General features: G+C 70.4%; 17 protein-coding genes. All 17 read right to left on the bottom strand.

Annotation, left to right across the window (positions count from 1 at the left end):
- Positions 1 to 43 precede the first annotated feature (43 nt).
- Positions 44 to 502, bottom strand: a complete 459-nt coding sequence (gene rsfS, locus PHA29_RS02720; protein ID WP_270573878.1) for a ribosome silencing factor — start codon at positions 500 to 502, stop codon at positions 44 to 46.
- 4 nt (positions 503 to 506) lie between these two features.
- Complete coding sequence (yqeK, locus tag PHA29_RS02715) at positions 507 to 1,139, bottom strand: bis(5'-nucleosyl)-tetraphosphatase (symmetrical) YqeK (protein WP_333491375.1); 633 nt, start codon at positions 1,137 to 1,139, stop codon at positions 507 to 509.
- A 10-nt stretch (positions 1,140 to 1,149) separates the two neighbouring features.
- Complete coding sequence (gene nadD, locus PHA29_RS02710) at positions 1,150 to 1,845, bottom strand: nicotinate-nucleotide adenylyltransferase (protein WP_270403261.1); 696 nt, start codon at positions 1,843 to 1,845, stop codon at positions 1,150 to 1,152.
- Positions 1,842 to 3,212, bottom strand: coding sequence for a GTPase ObgE (gene obgE, locus PHA29_RS02705; RefSeq protein WP_270847952.1), 1,371 nt, complete (start codon positions 3,210 to 3,212; stop codon positions 1,842 to 1,844). Before obgE ends, nadD begins: the two co-directional genes overlap by 4 nt.
- A gap of 120 nt (positions 3,213 to 3,332) precedes the next feature.
- Entirely contained in the window at positions 3,333 to 3,590 is a 258-nt protein-coding gene (gene rpmA / locus PHA29_RS02700; RefSeq protein WP_270403257.1) for a 50S ribosomal protein L27, read from the bottom strand.
- Between the two features lie 32 nt (positions 3,591 to 3,622).
- Entirely contained in the window at positions 3,623 to 3,982 is a 360-nt protein-coding gene (gene rplU / locus PHA29_RS02695) for a 50S ribosomal protein L21 (RefSeq protein WP_270847951.1), read from the bottom strand.
- Between the two features lie 98 nt (positions 3,983 to 4,080).
- Positions 4,081 to 4,896 carry a TIGR03936 family radical SAM-associated protein gene (locus PHA29_RS02690; RefSeq protein WP_270847949.1) on the bottom strand — a complete coding sequence of 272 codons (816 nt, stop codon included), beginning with the start codon at positions 4,894 to 4,896 and terminating at the stop codon, positions 4,081 to 4,083.
- Positions 4,893 to 6,770 carry a TIGR03960 family B12-binding radical SAM protein gene (locus PHA29_RS02685; protein ID WP_270847948.1) on the bottom strand — a complete coding sequence of 626 codons (1,878 nt, stop codon included), beginning with the start codon at positions 6,768 to 6,770 and terminating at the stop codon, positions 4,893 to 4,895. The genes PHA29_RS02690 and PHA29_RS02685 overlap by 4 nt, the downstream gene beginning before the upstream one ends.
- On the bottom strand, positions 6,767 to 7,672 hold the full coding sequence (locus PHA29_RS02680) for a hypothetical protein (protein WP_270847946.1): 906 nt from the start codon (positions 7,670 to 7,672) through the stop codon (positions 6,767 to 6,769). The genes PHA29_RS02685 and PHA29_RS02680 overlap by 4 nt, the downstream gene beginning before the upstream one ends.
- A gap of 27 nt (positions 7,673 to 7,699) precedes the next feature.
- Positions 7,700 to 8,902, bottom strand: coding sequence for an FtsW/RodA/SpoVE family cell cycle protein (locus PHA29_RS02675; protein ID WP_270405686.1), 1,203 nt, complete (start codon positions 8,900 to 8,902; stop codon positions 7,700 to 7,702).
- A gap of 13 nt (positions 8,903 to 8,915) precedes the next feature.
- Positions 8,916 to 10,973, bottom strand: a complete 2,058-nt coding sequence (gene mrdA, locus PHA29_RS02670) for a penicillin-binding protein 2 (RefSeq protein WP_270405684.1) — start codon at positions 10,971 to 10,973, stop codon at positions 8,916 to 8,918.
- Between the two features lie 15 nt (positions 10,974 to 10,988).
- Entirely contained in the window at positions 10,989 to 11,534 is a 546-nt protein-coding gene (locus PHA29_RS02665) for a rod shape-determining protein MreD (RefSeq protein WP_270847945.1), read from the bottom strand.
- Positions 11,535 to 11,545: 11 nt separating this feature from the next.
- The gene (gene mreC / locus PHA29_RS02660; RefSeq protein ID WP_333491374.1) at positions 11,546 to 12,553 is read right to left on the bottom strand and encodes a rod shape-determining protein MreC; all 1,008 of its coding nucleotides are present in this window, start codon (positions 12,551 to 12,553) and stop codon (positions 11,546 to 11,548) included.
- 18 nt (positions 12,554 to 12,571) lie between these two features.
- Positions 12,572 to 13,603, bottom strand: coding sequence for a rod shape-determining protein (gene mreB / locus PHA29_RS02655; protein WP_270405681.1), 1,032 nt, complete (start codon positions 13,601 to 13,603; stop codon positions 12,572 to 12,574).
- 130 nt (positions 13,604 to 13,733) lie between these two features.
- Positions 13,734 to 15,191, bottom strand: a complete 1,458-nt coding sequence (locus tag PHA29_RS02650; protein ID WP_270847943.1) for a tetratricopeptide repeat protein — start codon at positions 15,189 to 15,191, stop codon at positions 13,734 to 13,736.
- On the bottom strand, positions 15,188 to 15,733 hold the full coding sequence (locus PHA29_RS02645; RefSeq protein WP_270405678.1) for a peptidylprolyl isomerase: 546 nt from the start codon (positions 15,731 to 15,733) through the stop codon (positions 15,188 to 15,190). The genes PHA29_RS02650 and PHA29_RS02645 overlap by 4 nt, the downstream gene beginning before the upstream one ends.
- Positions 15,734 to 15,822: 89 nt before the next feature.
- Entirely contained in the window at positions 15,823 to 16,923 is a 1,101-nt protein-coding gene (locus PHA29_RS02640) for a zinc ribbon domain-containing protein (RefSeq protein WP_270847941.1), read from the bottom strand.
- Positions 16,924 to 17,234: the final 311 nt, after the last annotated feature.

Here is a 17,234-nt window from a genome sequence, read left to right as displayed (position 1 = left end):
GCCCGCACGGGGCCGCCTGCACGCTTCCCTCGAGAAGTCTAGGCTAGAAGCCGAGGTCGAGGACGGGGGCGTCGCCCCAGAGGCGCTCGAGGCGGTAGTAGTCGCGCGCCTCGGGCGAGAACACGTGGACGATGACCGAGCCGTAGTCCATGAGGATCCAGCTTCCCTCGTCGCGCCCCTCGATGGAGAACGGGTGCTCGCCGCAGGCGTCGGCGACCTTCTCCTCGACCTCGTCGACGACGGCGTCGGCGAGGCGGCTGTTCTGGCCGGTCGCGATGACGAAGTAATCGCAGACATCGGAGAGGGAGGTCAGGTCGAGCACGGCGACGTCGTCCGCCTTCTTGGCGTCCGCGGCCGCGGCGGCGGTGCGGGCGACCTGCTCGGCGGCGACGCCGGTGCTCGACGCGCTCGCCGCGCTCCGGTCGGAGGAGACGGAGAAGCTGCCGTGATGCTCGGACCCGGTCGTCTCGAGCGGGGTGTCGGCGATGGCGGTATCGGTCATGGGATCAGCCTTTCTCGTGGTTCAGCGCGAGCGCGTAGGTGTTGTAGATGTCCAGGGCGGTCGGGTACAGGTAGCGCCCCGTCGAGATCACGTAGGTGAGGCCCTGGGAGAAGCAGTCGAAGAACAGCCGCGCGAGGGGCACCTCCCCCACCTCCGCGCGCAGGGCGTCGGCATAGTCCCCGCGGCGCATGGGCTCGATGGCGTCGGCGACGAAGACCACCATGTCGAGGTCGGTCATGTCCGGCGCGGCGGTGGTGTGGCGGGCGACCGCCTGGAAGACGGAGTCGGGGAGCTCCCCGAACAGCTGGGGAAGCTCGAAGGCGGCCACCGGGCCGTGCAGGACGGCGCGGGCGTTGGCCGGGGAGCCGGCGACGCGGACGCCGTACTGCGCCGCGCGGGCGAGCAGCTCGGAGGGCTCGAGGACCTTGTCCCAGTCGTGGACGAGGCCCGCCGCCTCCGCGAGGAAGGGGTCGACCCCGTAGACCTCGGCGAGGCGGGCCGCCGTGCGGGCGACCCCGAGCGTGTGGTTGCGGCGATGGGTGTCGACCGCCATGCGGACATCGAGCATGTCGCGCATGCGGGCGAGGTAGGCGCCCTTGTCCTCGATGCGGTATCCGGGTTCGCTGTCGTGGGCCACGGAGTTCCTCCTATCTGCGGTCCGGGGACGCCGCGCCGTCGACCCGCTCGACGATGCGGCTGTTGTACAGGCCGTTCTTCCTGATGTACCCGATGACCGACTCCGAGGTCAGGTACCGGGCGCTCTTGCCCGCGCTCACGCGCTCGCGGATGTTCGTCGAGCTGATCGCCAGCGCGGGGATCTCGATATAGCGGACGTCGAAGGGCACGTTGGACGCCGACACCCGCGCGCGGGCCTGCTCGATGTCGTACCCGGGGCGCGTGGCGGCGATGAAGGTGGCGAGCTCCGCCATGGATGCGGCGTCATGCCAGGTGAGCAGGTCCAAGATCGCGTCGGCCCCCGTGATGAAGAACAGCCGGACGTTGTCCGGGTAGTGCGCGCGCAGAGCCCGGAGCGTGTCGATGGTGTAGGTGACGCCCTCGCGGTCGATCTCGAAGCGGCTCGCGTCGAACGCCGGGTTGGCGGCGGTCGCGAGCAGCGTCATCGCGTAGCGGTCCTCGGCGTCGGTGACGCCGGCGCCCTGCTTGAAGGCGGGGACGCCCGCCGGCATGAACAGGACGAGGTCGAGGGCGAGCGCCTCGCGGGCCTGCTCGGCGGTGACGAGGTGGCCGTAGTGGATCGGGTCGAAGGTCCCGCCCATGATCCCCAGGCGGTACTCGCGCGAGGGGTCGGCGCCCAGCTCGGGCAGATGGGGTTCGGCGCTCATCTGCCGCCGTCACCGTCCTCGGGCTCGTCGAGGTAGTCGGTGAGGTCCTCGGACCCCTCGTAGGCGAAGGAGTAGCCGGTGATGCGCACCTCGTCGCCGGGACGGCACCCCGCCGCCTCGAGGGCGGCGTCGACGCCGATCTTGGACAGGCGGTGCTGCAGGTAGATGACCGCCTCCTCGTTCTCCCAGTCGGTCTGCACGCAGAGCCGCTCGACCCCGCGGCCGAGGACGCGCCAGACGCGCCCGCCCTCCGGCACGACGGTGAACGCGCGGTCGCGGGCGCGGCGGCGGCGCTCCCACTGCTCGTCGAGCTCGTCTGCGGGCTCGCTGGACTCCGCGAGCTCGCGACGCAGCTCGAAGACCTGCTTGCCGACCTCGAGCATGAGCGTGTTGAGGCCCGCCCCCGTGAGCGCGGAGACGGCGAAGAAGGCGTGCCCGTCGGCGAGCGCGGCGCGCTTGAGCTCCGCGACCCGCTCGGGCGCGCCGCTCGCATCGCACTTGTTCGCGACCACGATCTGCGGGCGCTCGGCGAGCTCGGAGGCGTATGCGGCGAGCTCGTCGTTGATGATGCGGTAGTCCTCCACGGGGTCGCGCCCCTCAAAGCCGCCGGTGATGTCGACGACGTGCATGATGAGCGCGGTCCGCTCGATATGGCGCAGGAACTGGTGGCCGAGACCGCGGCCCTCGGCGGCGCCCTCGATGAGCCCGGGGACGTCCGCGACGACATAGGAGTAGTCCCCCGCGCGCACCATGCCGAGGTTGGGCACGAGCGTGGTGAAGGGGTAGTCGGCGATCTTGGGCCGGGCGGCGCTCATGCGCGCGATGAGGGAGGACTTGCCGACGCTCGGCATGCCCACCAGGGCGGCATCGGCCATGAGCTTCATCTCGAGCTCGATCCAGTGCTCCTCGGCGGGCTCGCCCTTCTCGGCGAAGGCCGGCGCGCGGCGCGTGGGGGTGACGAAGTGGGTGTTGCCGCGCCCGCCCGTGCCGCCGGGCGCCACGATGACGCGCTCGCCGTCGCGGGTGAGGTCGGCGATCTCGTAGGCGACCTCCTGCGTGTCCGGGTCGAGCTCGCGGACCACGGTCCCCATGGGGACCTTCAGCACGAGGTCCTCGCCGGACTTGCCGTCGCGGCGGGAGCCCTGGCCGTGGGTGCCGCGCTCGGCGCGGAAATGGTGCTTGAAGCGGTAGTCGACGAGCGAGGAGAGCTGGGCGGAAGCCTGGATGACGACGTCCCCGCCGCGACCGCCGTCCCCGCCGTCCGGCCCGCCCTTGGGCACGTAGGCCTCACGCCGGAAGGACATGCAGCCGGCGCCGCCGTCGCCTCCCTTGACGTTGATGCGGCAGATGTCGGTGAACTGTGCCATCCTGCTCCTTTCGGGAGTCCGATGCGCGGCGGGCGTGTGCACCGCCCGCCGCCGTAGAGAAAGAGGCCCCCGGATGCGCTCCCAGGGACCTCTCGATGATGCGTGAGATGAAGGGTCTGCTTACGCGTTGGCGAGCGGACGGACGTTGACGCGGTGCTTGATGCCGCGGGTGTACTCGACCGTGCCGTCGATGAGCGCGAACAGGGTGTCGTCCTTGCCGCGGCCGACGTTGGCGCCCGGGTGGATGTGGGTGCCGCGCTGGCGGACGAGGATGGTGCCGCTGGTCACGGTCTGGCCGGCGAAGCGCTTGCAGCCCAGACGCTGACCGCGGGAGTCACGGCCGTTGCGGGACGAGCCGAGGCCTTTCTTGTGTGCCATGTCTAGTACCTTCTTTCAGACAGCTCGTGGGGTTACTCGGCCGCGGGGGCCTCGGTCTCGGCCGTGCTCTTCTTGGCACGCGAGGTGGCCTGGACCTTGGTGATCTTCAGACGGGTCAGCTGCTGGCGGTGGCCCTGCAGGCGGCGGTAGCGCTTGCGCTTGTGGAACTTGAAGACAAGCTGCTTCTTACCCTTGAACTGCTCGACGATCTCAGCAGTGACCTTAGCCTTGGCGAGCTTGGCGGGATCCGTGATGATCTTCTTGCCGTCGTTCAGGAAGATGACGGGGAGCTCGACCTTGCTGCCGACCTCGCCCTCGATCTTCTCGACGTTCAAGAAGTCATCGGTGGCGACCTTGTACTGCTTGCCGCCGGTTGTAACGATTGCGTACATTGTTTTGCCCTTCATGCATCAGTTAGTGCAACAGCCGGATATCCTATCAGGATGAAAATTGCGCGTCAACAGGGAGAACGGACATTCCCCCTGCGTATTCACAAGGACGGCACAGACGAGACGGATAAGGGAGCAGCGTGTGTCCCGTCAGCGCGCGAAGGACTCAAGAGGGATCCGTCAGCATCCTCCACGTACTGGGCAGTCCGACAAATAGAATAGCGCTTCACGGCCGCGAGGTCCTGGATGCCCGTGGAAACGATAGGACCTCCACGTTCCACCTCGGGCGCGAGCCTGCGGTCGAGGGCGGCGAGCAGGATCTCGGGCCTCAGCGACCCGGCGTCGCCGCAGCGCGTGTCGAGCGCGAGCCGGACCTCGCCCTCCCCCGCCTGGGATGCCCCGGCCGCCACGAGGGTCGCGGCGAGGTCGAGGGTCTTGGCCTTCCCGCTGCGGACGTACGGGATCGAGCCGGCGCGGACCACATCGTCCAGGGCGCGCAAGACGGCCTGCGCCCTGAGGTCGAAGCCGCGGGCGGCCTGAAGCGCGACCTCGTAGCGCATGCGGGTGATCTGCGCGGTGAGCGCAGGGGTCTTGAGGTCGATGTAGCGGGCGCGGTACGGCGCGAGGTCGACCGGCGAGGCCGCCTGCAGGCGCGCGAGCAGCTCGTCGGCGGGGACGTAGGCGGTGAGGTGCAGGTCGAAGTACTCCTCGTCCGAGGCGGTGCCCACCGGCAGCGCCGACGTGAAGGCGATGCGCATGTGCGGCGAGAACCCCTGCGTCACCGCATAGGGGGCGCCCGCGCGGCGGACGACGCGCTCGATCGTGTGGATGACCTCGAGGTGCCCGAGGTAGGCGAGCCTGCCGTGCTTCACATAGGCGCAGCGGAGGCGGAAGGTGCCCTGAGGCGATGCGGTCATGATCTCTCACCTGCCAGTACGTTGCTCACGTGCAAGGTCGGGCACACGCCGCACCCGGTGCACGAGGACCTCGTGCAGTCCGGCGTGGTGACGCCCTCGAGGGCGCGCCGGTACTCCCGCTCGAGGTAGCCGCGGGACACCCCGCAGCTCACGTGCTCCCAGGGCAGCCGCTCGTCGAGCCCGTAGGGCGTCCGCGCGACCGCGCGCAGGTCGATGCCGACCTCGCCGGCGGCCTGCTCCCAGCGGTCGAGGGAGAACTGCTCGGTCCAGGCGTCGAACCGGGCGCCGCGCCGCCAGACGGCCTCGACGAGGTCGGCGATATCGCGCCCGCCGCGGGAGAGGACCGCCTCGATGAGGGAGGTCTCCGCATCGTGGTAGTGGACGCGCACCGCGCGGTTGCGGACGCTGCGCAGCAGAAGCTGCTGGCGGCGGCGCACCTCGTCGTCGGGCGTCTGCGCGCACCACTGGAAGGGGGTGGCCGCCTTGGGGATGAACACCGAGCAGGACACGGACACCGACACGCCGCCGCGCTGCGCGGGGGGCACGACCTCGCGCGCGATCTCGTAGACGCGGTCGGCGAGGCGCCCGATGGCGACGATGTCGTCGTCGGTCTCGCCCGGCAGGCCCATCATGAAGTAGAGCTTCACGCGGCGCCACCCGGCCTCGAAGGCCGCGCGCGCGGCCCGCTCGAGGTCGTCCTCGGTGACGTTCTTGTTGATGACGTCGCGCAGGCGCTGGCTGCCCGCCTCGGGGGCGAAGGTGAGCCCGCCCTTCTTCTCCCCCGCCACCTGGAGCGCCATGTCGACCCCGAAGGCGTCCAGGCGCTGCGAGGGGATGGACACCGAGATGCCGGTGTCCTCCAGGCGCCGGTTCAGGCGCGCGAGCACCTGGCGGCAGCAGGAGTGGTCGGTGGTCGAGAGCGACGTGAGCGAGACCTCGTCGTAGCCGGTGCGCGCGAGGCCGGACATGACCGCGGAGACGATCTGGTCGGCGCCGCGCTCGCGCACCGGGCGGTAGGTCATGCCCGCCTGGCAGAACCGGCAGCCGCGGGCGCAGCCGCGCAGCACCTCGACGGAGAGGCGGTCGTGCACGAGCTTGGCGTAGGGCACGATGGACTGGGGGACGGGGTCGGTGGCCGCGAAATCGGCGACCACCCGCTTGCGGACCTCGGCGGGCGCATCGGTGCCGGCGCGCGGGACCGCGTAGCCGTGGGCGGTGCAGGCGCCCTCGTGGGAGACCTCGTAGAGCGAGGGCACGTAGGTGCCGGGGATGCGCGACAGCGCGGCGAGGACCTCGGAGCGCGTGGCGCCCGCGTCGCGCAGGCGGCGGTGCTCGGCGCAGACCTCCACCAGGTGCTCCTCGCCCTCGCCGATGAGGACGGCGTCGACGAAGGGCGCGAAGGGCTCGGGGTTGTAGACCGACGGGCCGCCCGCGAGCACGAGCGGGTCGTCCTCGCCGCGGTCGACGGAACGCAGGGGGATGCCCGCCAGATCGAGGGCCTCGAGCATGTTGGTGACGGCCATCTCGTGCGGGACGTGGAGCCCCACCGCGTCGAAGGAGGCGACCGGCGCCGCCCCCTCGAGCGACAGCAGCGGCACGCCCGCGGCGCGCATGGCGTCGGCCATGTCGACCCACGGCACGTAGCCGCGCTCGCACGAGAAGCCCTCCCGGGCGTTCAGGCAGGCGTAGAGGACGGCGATGCCCTGGTTGGGGAGGCCGACCTCGTAGACGTCGGGGTAGATGAGGCAGGCGCGGTAGGACGCATCGGCCTTGGAGCGGGTCCCCCACTCGTGGTCGATGTAGCGGCTCGGCTTCTCGACGCGGCCGAGCAGCGGCTCGAGGTCGGCGAACCGGTTCTCGTAGACGGCCCTCATCGCGCCGCCTCCGCTGCACGCGCGCCGGCGAGCCCCGCGGCCGCGCGCCGGACGGCGGACGCCGCGGTCCCCACGGCGGCGTTGACGCGGCTGTAATCGACGTCGCGCTCGTAGACCTCCATGAGGACCCGTCCCATGGCGGCGGTGCCGCCGGCGGCGACGAGTGCCTTCACCGCGAAGCCGAGGCGGCCCGAACGGGGGGCGAGCGCCCGCGCCGCGCCGCGCAGGGCGAGGCCCGCCGCCGCGACGCCGGCGGCCTCGTAGGCGCGCTCGACGTGCAGGGGCTTGCCGTAGATGGACGCGAGCTCGAGCATCATGCCGAGCTGGGCCGCGGTCATGACCGGGTAGTCGGCGCCCGGGATGAAGACGAGCGCCCCGGTGGCCATGTTGGTGAGCGCGCAGGAGGCCACCGTGCGGTTGGCCGCAGCGGTGCGCATGAAGCCGAAGTTGGCGGCGAACGCCGTCGCCTTATCGGTCCGGTCGAGGATCCACCGGGCGAGGGACTCGAGCAGCCCCGTGCGGTCGGTGGATGCGATGAGCCCGAGCATCGGGGTGTCGTGCTCGATGAAGGGGACCTCGACGCTCGACTCGGCCAGCACGACGGTCGGGGCGCCCGCCACCACGATGCCGCGTACGGCGTCCTCGAGGAGGTCCGAGCCGCAGGACAGGACGAGGGCGACATCGGTATCGGGTTTGACCTCGGGGGCCGTCGAGTCGAGCGCGGCGACGCGGACGAGCGCCGAGGTGGTCTGGGGGACGAGGGCGTCGCGGACCGCGGCGACGATGTCCGGGGACGCGGTGCGGTCGACGAACACGGCGACGCGCACGGGCTCGTCCGAGTCGCGCAGGGTCGAGACGCCCATCTTGAGCGCGTCGGCCAACCTGCCGATGGGTATGCGCATGGGGTACCTCCTTGAGGACGGGAAGGATCAGGCGGCCTTGGCGCGGTGGCGCCAGATCGATTGGACGATGCCGACGTTGGCCAGCTGCATGAGCATGGAGCTCGATCCGAAGCTGATGAAGGGCAGCGGGATGCCGGTGATGGGCATGAGGCCGATGCACATGCCGACGTTCTCGAGCACCTGGAACAGCCAGATGCCGACGATGCCCGTGCCCACGAGCCTCAGGAACAGCGAGTCGCTGCGGTAGGCGACGCGGATGGTGGAGACGATGAGCACGGCGAACAGGCCGAGCAGGATCATCGCGCCGACGAAGCCGAACGTCTCGCACAGCAGCGCGAAGACGAAGTCGGTGTGCGCCTCGGGCAGGAATCCGGAGGCGGACTGGGACGCGCCGCCGATCCCCTTGCCGAAGAACCCGCCCGAGCCGACGGCTATGAGGGACTGCATCAGGTTGTAGCCCGAGCCGGAGGTGTCGGCCTGCGGGTCGATGAAGACGAGCAGGCGGTTCATCTGGTACTGCTTGAGCAGCACGTCGTGCCCGAGCAGGCTGTCGACGACCGAGTCCGCGGCGAGGACGATGGCGACGAGCCCGATCAGGATGGCGATGGTCGACAGCACCCACTCCTTCCGGGGGCCGCTCATCATGATCACGACGGCGCCGGAGAAGAACACCACCAGGCCGCTGCCCAGGTCGCCGGCCACGATGATGGCGCCGAAGGGCACGGCGAGCATGCCGCAGAGCTTCACGTACTCGCGGACCGAGTCGATCTTGCCGTTGTACTGGGCGCCGAGCCCCGCCATCATGAACACCGTGATGATCTTGGCGAGCTCGACGGGCTGGAAGGTGAGCCCGATGCCCGGGATCTGGATCCAGCCGGTCATGCCCATGGCGTTGTAGGACAGCCCGGGGATGTAGGGCGTGAAGATCACGATGACGTCGAGGACGAGCAGGGGCGTGGTGTAGTTGGCGAGCCCCCGGAAGTCCATGCGCCAGCAGAAGGCGCCGAGCACGCACCCGAGGCCGATGCCGAGCAGGTGGCGCGGGAAGGAGGCCTCCGACATGGTGAGGGATGCCGTCCAGATGACGAGGGCGCCGAAGGCGACCAGGCCAGCCACGGAGAGGAGCACGGGCAGGCTGACGCTGCGCCGGAGGGACCCGCGCGCCGCGGCCTGCCGCTTGTTGGTCCGCTTGAGCGCCGCGTCGGAGCGCGCCGCCGCCGATGATGCCATGGGTCCTCCCTTCCTAGCGCACGCCGTCGCCCGCGGTGACCGAGGCGCTGTCGGGTTCGTTGTAGATGGCGCCGAGCACGTCGCGCACCGCGTACATGGCCGAGGTCGAGCCGAAGCCGCCCTGCTCGACCACGGCGGCGACGACGTACTTGGGGTCGTCGTAGGGCGCATAGGCGACGAACCACGAGTAGTCGTCCTCACCGCTCTTCTCGCCGGTGCCGGTCTTGCCGGCGACCTCGACGGAGAGGTTGGTGAAGTGGGACGCCTGGGACTCGGACTCCTCGTAGATCACGCCCCACAGGCCGCGCCTCACGAGGGCGAGGTCGGAATCCTGACGGTAGGCGCCGGAGAGGCGCTCGCGGGGCTCGTAGGTCACCGCCGACCCGCTGCCGTCGCGGCTCACGGCGGAGTGGAACACGTGGGGGACGAACTCGCGCCCGCCGTTGGCGATGCCGGCGTAGGCGCAGGCCATCTGCAGCGGCGTGACGAGGATGTCGCCCTGGCCGATGACGATGTTGCACATGTCGCCGGGGTTCCAGGCCCGGTCGGCGTCGTCCCAGCTCGAGAAGTAGCTGTCCTTCCACTCGGCGTCGGGGACGCGCCCGGAGCTCTCGCCCGGCAGGTCGACGCCGGTCGCCTCGCCCAGGCCCCAGCTGCGGAACATCTCCTGCAGGCCCTCGGGGTTCTCCTCGTCGTAGTAGAACCCCTTGCCGATGTCGTAGAAGACGGCGTCGCACGACATCGTGATGGCGCGCTGGAGGTTGATCACACCGTGGCCCGAATGGTCGTAGCACCAGCGCCCGTTGGCATCGCCCATGCCGGTCCACCAGCCCTGGCAGTCGGTGGTCTGCGTCTCGTCGTAGATGCCGTACTTAAGCGCGGCGAGGGACGAGAGGGGCTTGATCGTCGAGGCGGACATGTAGTCGCCGGCGATGGCGCGGTTGATCATGGGGTAGCCGCTGTCCTCGCTGGACAGCGCGTTCCAGTCGTCGTTCGACACGCCGCCGATGAAGACGGAGGGGTCGTACTTCGGGGCGCTCGCCATGCCGAGGATCTCGCCGTTCGTGCAGTCCAGGCACAGGCAGGCGCCGCGTGCGGCGTTCTCGTACCCGAACTGCCTCGCGACGGCGATCGCATGGTCGAGCCCGTCCTCGCAGGCCTGCTGGATGGCGAGGTCGAGGGTGAGCCGGATGTCGCTGCCGGGCTCGGGGGGGATCGCGCCGGTCGCGTCCACCACGCTGCCGGAGGCGTCGACCTGGACGGTCTGCTCGCCGCGGATGCCCTGCAGCAGGGACTCGTAGCGGATCTCCACGCCCGCCTGCCCGACGATGTCGCCCGACTCGTAGCTGATGGCGCCGGCGTCGGACTCCCCCTGCGACGCCGCCTCGCTCTGGGCGGCGAGCTGCTCGGAGGTGATGGTGCCGGTGTAGCCCAGGACGTGGGCCGCGAGCTCTCCGTAGGGGTAGAGCCGCTCGGTGCGCTCGACGACCTCGACCCCGGCGAAGGCGCTCGGGTGCTCCTGGATGTAGGCGACGGTCGATCGGCGCACGTCGGAGGCGATGGTATGGAGGCTCTGGGCGCCCTGGTTGTAATCTTGGATGTTCCGACGGACGGCGATGTAGGGCATGCCGAGGACGTTGGCGAGATGGCGGACGAGCACCGTGTCGCTCGCGAGGTCGCGGTAGGCGGCGACCGTCAGGCTGGCGCGGTTGGTGACGAGCGGCACGCCGTTGCGGTCGAGGATGCGCCCGCGCGGCGCGGGCGTGGTCACGGTGCGCGTCTGGTTCTGGACGGAGAGCTCCTCGTAATAGTCGGAGGAGACCATCTGCATGCTCCACAGCTTGGCCGTGATGGCGGCGAAGACCGCGCCGACGGCGGCCGTGAGCATGGTGAAGCGGCCCTTGAACGCCACGCCGGGGGTGTTGCCCTCGCCCTCCGTGGCGCGGGGGCGCGTGCCGTTCTTGGTGTCGAAGGTGAACTTCCCGCCGCCGCGCCTCAGCACCACGATCGAGGCGACGATCGCGAGGACGAGGATGACACCGGCGATGACGACGACGATCTGCGCGTCCAACGTGGCGTCCCTCCCCTATTTCAGAACCTTGTAGCGCGTCCCGCGGCCGCGGGCGGAAAACCCGCGCTGCGACGAGGACGATGCGGTCGCGGCCAGGAAGATCGCGGCGGCGAGCAGGTCGAGCACGGTCGAGGAGATGCCGTGGCCGCCGAGGGCCCACAGCAGGTCCCCCTGGTCGCCCAGAAAGAACAGGCACAGGCCGTAGGCCATGTTCGCGATGAGCGCCGCCACGCCGATGAAGCGCATGGTGTCCGCGTTCAGGCCGCCGAGCGAGCCGCGTGAGGCGAAGGACACCGTGAAGGCGGAAAGCGTCAGGATCAGGGCCATGAGGCCGACCGGGGCGGTCGAGGTGAGGTCGAAGAACAGGCCGCAGGCGAAACCCGCGACGGCCGCCGAGCCCGGGTCGCGGGAGAGGGCGAGCACGAGGGAGAGCACGAGCATGAAGTTGAAGGTTCCGCCGAGGATGCTCACCTGGGGCGAGAGCGCCACCTGCAGCACGCAGGCGACCGCGATGAGCGCGGGGGCCGGGGCGCCGGGGCGCGCTGGATCATGTAGCTGCACGGCTGCCTCCTTTACTCGCTCTCGTCGTCGGTCGTCGTACCATCCTGCCCGCTCCCGTCCGCCTGGTTCGCGGCGGAGCCCGAATCCGTCGAACCTCCACCTGAGGTGGTCACGTCGTCCTGGGCGTTGGCCTCGGACACCTCCGCGTCCGTGGCGACCTGGCCGTCGTTCAGCGCGGTGATGACGAGGACCTCCTCGTTGTTCTCGGTGGAGGCCTGCGTGCGCACGACGATCGTGTAGTAGACGTCGTTGTCGCTGCGCTCCACCGAGGAGACCGTCCCGAGCGGGAGCCCCTTGGGGAAGACGCCGCCGATACCGGAGGTCACGATGATGTCGCCCACGCTCACCTCGGAGTCGACCGAGACGTACTCGAGGCGCAAGCTGCCGTCGGCCTGACCGCGCAGCATGCCCTGGGCGCGCGAGCTCTGCACCATGGCCGACACCCCGGAGGACTCGTCGAAGATGAGCAGGACGGTCGAGGTGTTGAGGGAGACCTCGGTGATCTGGCCGACCACGCCGTAGGAGTTGCACACCGCCATGCCGACCTCGAGGCCGTCGGCCGTCCCCTTGTCGATGGTGACGGTGCGGCTCCAGGCATCCGACGAGCCCCCGATGATGCGGGCCGCGGTCGACTGGAGGTTGTAGGTGGACTGCAGGCCGAGCAGCGACTCGAGCCGCGTGGCGGTCTGCTGGGCCTCGCTGAGCTCGGCGACCTGGGAGGTGAGCTCAGCGTTTTGGGCCTTGAGGTCGCTTAAGGTCTCCTGGGAGGCCGTCAGGTTCTCGATGACGTTGCCCAGGGCGTTGAAGGGCGACGCGACGACCGAGCCCGCGATGCGCAGCGGGCTCGTGACGGTCGTGACGCCCGAGCGCACCGCGTGGATGGGGCCGGCGTCCCCCTCGCGGATGTAGAACGTCAGAAGGACGATCGACAGGATGCTGAGGATCACGAGCGGCCGCATCCCGGAGGACGGGCGCTTGGCGTTCAGATGGCTTGATGGGTACTTCTGGCTGCGGGGCACGCGTGACGACCCTTCCGGCTAGGCGTTGGTCTGCACGAAGCCGCCGTCGAAGGCGTTGGCCTCGAGGACCCGCGCGCAGCCGTTGACGACGTTGTCGAGGGCCGTGGGGCTCACGTTGACCGCCACGCCGGTCTCGTCGCGCAGGCGCACGTCGAGGCCGCGCAGCAGGGCGCCGCCGCCGGTGAGCAGGATGCCGTAGTACATGAGGTCGGAAGCGAGGTCGGGCGGGGTGGCGTCGAGCGCCTCTTTGACCGCCTTGGTCATCTCGTCGAGCGGCTTGTTGAGCGCGCGGCGGATCTCCTCGCTCTCGATGCGGACCGTCTTGGGCAGGCCGCTGATGACGTCGCGTCCGTTGACCTCGACGTCGAGCTCGTCCTTGAGCGGGACGGCGGAGCCGACCTTGATCTTGATGTCCTCGGCCGTGCGCTCGCCGATGGCGAGGTTGTAGGCGTCCCGCACGTGCGAAAGGATGGCCTGGTCGAACTCGTCGCCGGCGATGCGGATGGACTGCGACACGACGATGCCGCCCATCGCGATGACGGCGACCTCGGTGGTGCCGCCGCCGATGTCGACGACCATGGAGCCGGTGGGCTCCTCGACGGGCAGGTCGGCGCCGATGGCGGCGGCCATCGGCTCCTCGATGAGGTAGGCCTGTCGCGCGCCGGCCGAGATGGTCGCCTCGAAGACGGCGCGCTTCTCGACGCTCGTGACGCCGGAGGGCACGCAGACGACGACGCGGGGACGCGGGGTCCAGGGGTAGCGCTTCTCGCTCGCCTTGTCGATGAAGTAGCGCAGCATGGCCTCCGTGACGTCGAAGTCGGCGATCACGCCGTCCTTCAGGGGGCGCACGGCGACGATGTTGCCGGGCGTGCGGCCGAGCATGCGCTTGGCGTCGATGCCGACGGCCAGGATGCGCTCATCGTTGCGGTCGATGGCGACGACGGAGGGCTCTCGGATGACGATGCCCTTGCCGCGCACGGCCACGAGGGTGTTCGCGGTGCCGAGGTCGATGGCGAGGTCTCCCCCGTACTGACCGAATAACATGTCCATCAAAGAAAACAAAGCCGCTCCAAAGGTCCTGTGGGCTCGGATCGTCGCGCGAGGACCGCGCTGCCTACGCAGTGTAGTGCACCGTCGGGCGCCGATGATGCCGGCGCCCGACGGTCACCAAAGAATACATCTACTCGGCGGCCGCCGAGGAGGCGTCGCCCGCCTGGTCGGCGCCGTCGCCCGCGTCGGCCTGCCCGTCGGCGGAGGACGCCTGGTCGTCCGTCGACGCGGACTGGTCGGTGGAGGCGTCGGTCGCGGAGGAACCGTCATCGGCGGCGGCATCCGCGGAGGCGCTGCCCGCGTCGCCCTCGGCGTCGCCGAAGTTCATGTCGAAGCTCGCGACCGCCCATCCGATGTGGTTGTCGGTGCGCACGAAGCTCACGTCGTAGGTGACCGTGCCGCCCTGCGGGAGCGCGACCGACACGGTGGCGGTGCTCTCGGTCATGCCGGCATCGAGCCCCTCGACGGTGGCCGTGGCGTCGCCGAGCCCCTCGATGCTGCTGACGATGGAGTTCTTGTAGTCCTGCGGCAGGCTGGAGGCGAGGTACCGATCGGTGTCGCCGCCGTCGGCCACGGCCTGGAAGAGGCCGGTGACCGCGTCCTGCTGGGAGGGGAAGCCGAAGCCGCGGGTGTAGGCGAAGCCGAGCCCGCCGGCCGCGATCAGCAGCAGGAAAAAGATGACGAGGAAGACCTTGAGGCCGGTGTGGCGGTGCTTGCGGCGCACCTTGGCCTCGCGGCGGTCCTGCTGGATCATCTCGGACTCGCTCATGGTGAAGAAGCCGGTGTCCGAGGGGTCGGGCATGAAGCCGCCGGTGGTGCCCATCGGGTCGAGCGGGTCGACGGCGGTGACCGGCGCGGTGCCCGAGGCGGGCGCGGCGGAGATGGCGGTCTGGGCGGACAGGGCGTCGCGCGCGGAGTCGAAGGCCTGCTGCTGGTCGGCGTCGAGCTGGTAGATGCCGTCGGACGTGGCGCGCCCGAAGGCGTCGACCGCGTCGGCGGCGCGGCCCGCGGCGGCGTAGGCGCAGCCGAGCCCCGCCTCGATGGAGCGCGGGTCGTCGTGCGCGCCCACGTACTCGAGGGCGGTGAGGTAGGACTCCACGGCGTCACCCGGGCGGCCGAGCTTGACGAAGCAGTCGCCGAGGCTCGCGAGGGCCGAGGCGGGCGCGGGGTTGGCGCCGTCGATGGCGGCCGAGCGGAACGCGACGCCGGCCTCGGAGACGCGGCCGAGCTTCATCTGGGCGTTGGCCAGGCCGAGGTACGCCTTGTACGGGGTGGCGTAGGAGGCGTCGCGCGTGGCGGCGGTGAAGGAGTTGACCGCACCCTCGAGGTCGCCCGAGGCGGCGAGCGCCTTGCCCTGGTTGGTGAGCAGCGCGCCGGCCTTGCCGTAGGACGCGTCCTGGAGCGCGGCGGCATAGGCCTCGGCGGCGTCGGCGTACAGACCGAGCCTCATGAGCGAGTTGCCGCGCAGGTGGTCGGCCTCGCCGGCGAGCTCGCCCGGCTCCTTGGCGGCCGAGAACATCTGGGCGGCCGCCGAGAAATCCCCCGCGCGGTAGGCGGCGCGGGCGCGATCGAAGTACTGTGCGTTCACTGTTGCTCCTTACCGACGATGTCGACGCGCACGATCTCGTCGCCCGCGCGCAGCTGGGAGATGACGTCTATGCCCTCGACCGTCTGGCCGAAGACGGTGTAGCCCGAATCGAGCCCGTGCTGCGGGCCGAGGCAGAAGTAGAACTGGGAACCGGCGGAATCCGGGTCCATGGAGCGCGCCATGGCGAGGGCTCCGTCCTCGTGGCTGTTGCGCGGGTTGGTGGCGTACTCGGCCTTGATGCAGTAGCCGGGGCCGCCGGTCCCGGGCCGTCCGTCCGGCCCGGCGACGCCGCGCGCGACGTCCTCCCCGGACATGTCGCGGGTGTTGGGGTCGCCGCCCTGGATGACGAAGCCGGGGACGTAGCGGTGGAACTTCAGCCCGTCGTAGAAGCCGTGGAGCGCGAGCTCGCAGAAGTTGGCGACGTGGATGGGCGCGCCGGCGCCGTCGAGCTCGACGCGGATGGTACCGCGCGAGGTCTCGATAACGGCGACCTCGTCGCCTGTCACCTCGTATTCCGGCGTGTAGAGCTTTCTGGCGAACATCTGGACCCCCTCATGGTGACGTAGATTCCCTGCCATTCTATCAAAACGTCGGGGAATCACATGTTCGGCATACGCGTGCGCGCGGAGGGTCACTTGCGCTGCGGCTCCCAGGCGTCGACGTTGGCGTCGTAGTTCTCCAGGTCACTCGTGCCCGCGCGGCGCATGGGCGCCAAGATCTCGTCCTGCTGGGCCAGGGTCGACTCCCCCTCCGGGATGGCGAGCGAGACGTCCCAGGACTGGCAGATCTGGTCTACGCGGCCGTACATCCACTCGGCGAGCTGCCTCACGTGCTGGATGTCCTCCGCGTACACCGTGTCCTCGGGCGCCTCGAGCGCGTCGATGTCGTCGATGGTCTGCTGGATGGCATCGCGCAGCTGGTAGGCGGTCTGCGACTCGCTCTGCCGAACGGAGAGGTCGGGCTCGAGGTAGTAGCTGTTGAAGGCGTCGATGACCTGGCCGATTGCCTCCTCGGAGTCGTAGGAGACCACCTGCTGGTACGCGGCGTAGATGAAGTCGTAGACCTCGTCGTCGGTGAGGGGCTCGTCGGCAGCGGGCTCGGCCCCGGCGCCGTCCCCGTCGTCGGCGGGTGCGTCCTGCGAGGCGGAGCCGGCCTCGGCCAGCTGGCGCGACGGGAAGGTCTCCTGCGCCGCGCGGCGGAAGGACTCGTACACGCCGGGCATGACGCCCAGGGGGTCCATCGCGACGAAGGCGGTGGCCCCGCCGGCGAGCGCGATGACGACGAGGGCGATGATGAGGCCCCGGTAGGAGCGGCGCCGGGGATGGTAGGGGTCCTCCTCCGCCTCGGCGGAACCGGCGCGCGCGGAGGCGCGCTCGAGGTCGGCCCGGTCGAGGACGTTGGTCGCGCTCGGGTCGACCGAGTCGTCCAGCGCGCGGGCGGCGGAGACCGGCTCGTCCATGCGCGGGGCCTCGGTCTCGATGAGGCTCTTGGTGAGGCGCGGGAAGCTCGCCGTCTTGCCGGCGGCGAGGTCCGCGGAGGCGGAGTCGGTGGAGAGGATGCCGGGGGCCGGGCGCCCGCACTTGGGGCAGGTCCGGTCGTGGAGGGACAGGCGCGCCCCGCACCCCTCGCAGAACACGAACTCGTCGCGGGAGACGGCGCCCACGTAGCCGTGGCAGTGGGGGCAGAACGTCTCGCCGTCCTCGATCGTCTTCAGGCAGTGGGGGCAGATCACGTGGTCCTCGTCTCTCTATCGAAGGTGTTCGGTCATATCGTTCTCCAGGTCCCGCCGGCGGGGTCCGGCGCATGGCGCGCCCCGCGCGCTCAGGATACCACCATAGCGCACCGCGCGGACACCGGGCCCGGTAACTCCCGGCGCGTCCTCAACGTTTACGTTCCCCTCCCCGGGAGCCCATCGAGACCCTGATGCCCGCGGAGGATTTGGTGACGCGCCTGCGCGCCTGCGCGCCCTCGGCGCGGACGGCCCGGCTCGCCGACCTCCGGGCGCGCTCGAGCTCGCGGCGCTCGCGGCCGCGCTCGAGGGCG

It is taken from the genome of Candidatus Collinsella stercoripullorum (genome assembly GCF_027669965.1).
Taxonomy (GTDB): Bacteria; Actinomycetota; Coriobacteriia; order Coriobacteriales; family Coriobacteriaceae; genus Collinsella; species Collinsella stercoripullorum.
Note: the sequence above shows the minus strand (reverse complement) of the source record. Positions and strands in the feature narration are given on the sequence as shown.

Bases quoted from the DNA above. Each gene is read 5' to 3' on its own strand.
- nadD (WP_270403261.1), bottom strand. From the start codon at position 1,845: ATGAGCGCCGAACCCCATCTGCCCGAGCTGGGCGCCGACCCCTCGCGC.
- rsfS (WP_270573878.1), bottom strand. From the start codon at position 502: ATGACCGATACCGCCATCGCCGACACCCCGCTCGAGACGACCGGGTCC.
- PHA29_RS02680 (WP_270847946.1), bottom strand. From the start codon at position 7,672: ATGCGCATACCCATCGGCAGGTTGGCCGACGCGCTCAAGATGGGCGTC.
- PHA29_RS02685 (WP_270847948.1), bottom strand. From the start codon at position 6,770: ATGAGGGCCGTCTACGAGAACCGGTTCGCCGACCTCGAGCCGCTGCTC.
- obgE (WP_270847952.1), bottom strand. From the start codon at position 3,212: ATGGCACAGTTCACCGACATCTGCCGCATCAACGTCAAGGGAGGCGAC.
- rpmA (WP_270403257.1), bottom strand. From the start codon at position 3,590: ATGGCACACAAGAAAGGCCTCGGCTCGTCCCGCAACGGCCGTGACTCC.
- mreB (WP_270405681.1), bottom strand. From the start codon at position 13,603: ATGGACATGTTATTCGGTCAGTACGGGGGAGACCTCGCCATCGACCTC.
- rplU (WP_270847951.1), bottom strand. From the start codon at position 3,982: ATGTACGCAATCGTTACAACCGGCGGCAAGCAGTACAAGGTCGCCACC.
- PHA29_RS02675 (WP_270405686.1), bottom strand. From the start codon at position 8,902: ATGGCATCATCGGCGGCGGCGCGCTCCGACGCGGCGCTCAAGCGGACC.
- PHA29_RS02645 (WP_270405678.1), bottom strand. From the start codon at position 15,733: ATGTTCGCCAGAAAGCTCTACACGCCGGAATACGAGGTGACAGGCGAC.
- PHA29_RS02690 (WP_270847949.1), bottom strand. From the start codon at position 4,896: ATGACCGCATCGCCTCAGGGCACCTTCCGCCTCCGCTGCGCCTATGTG.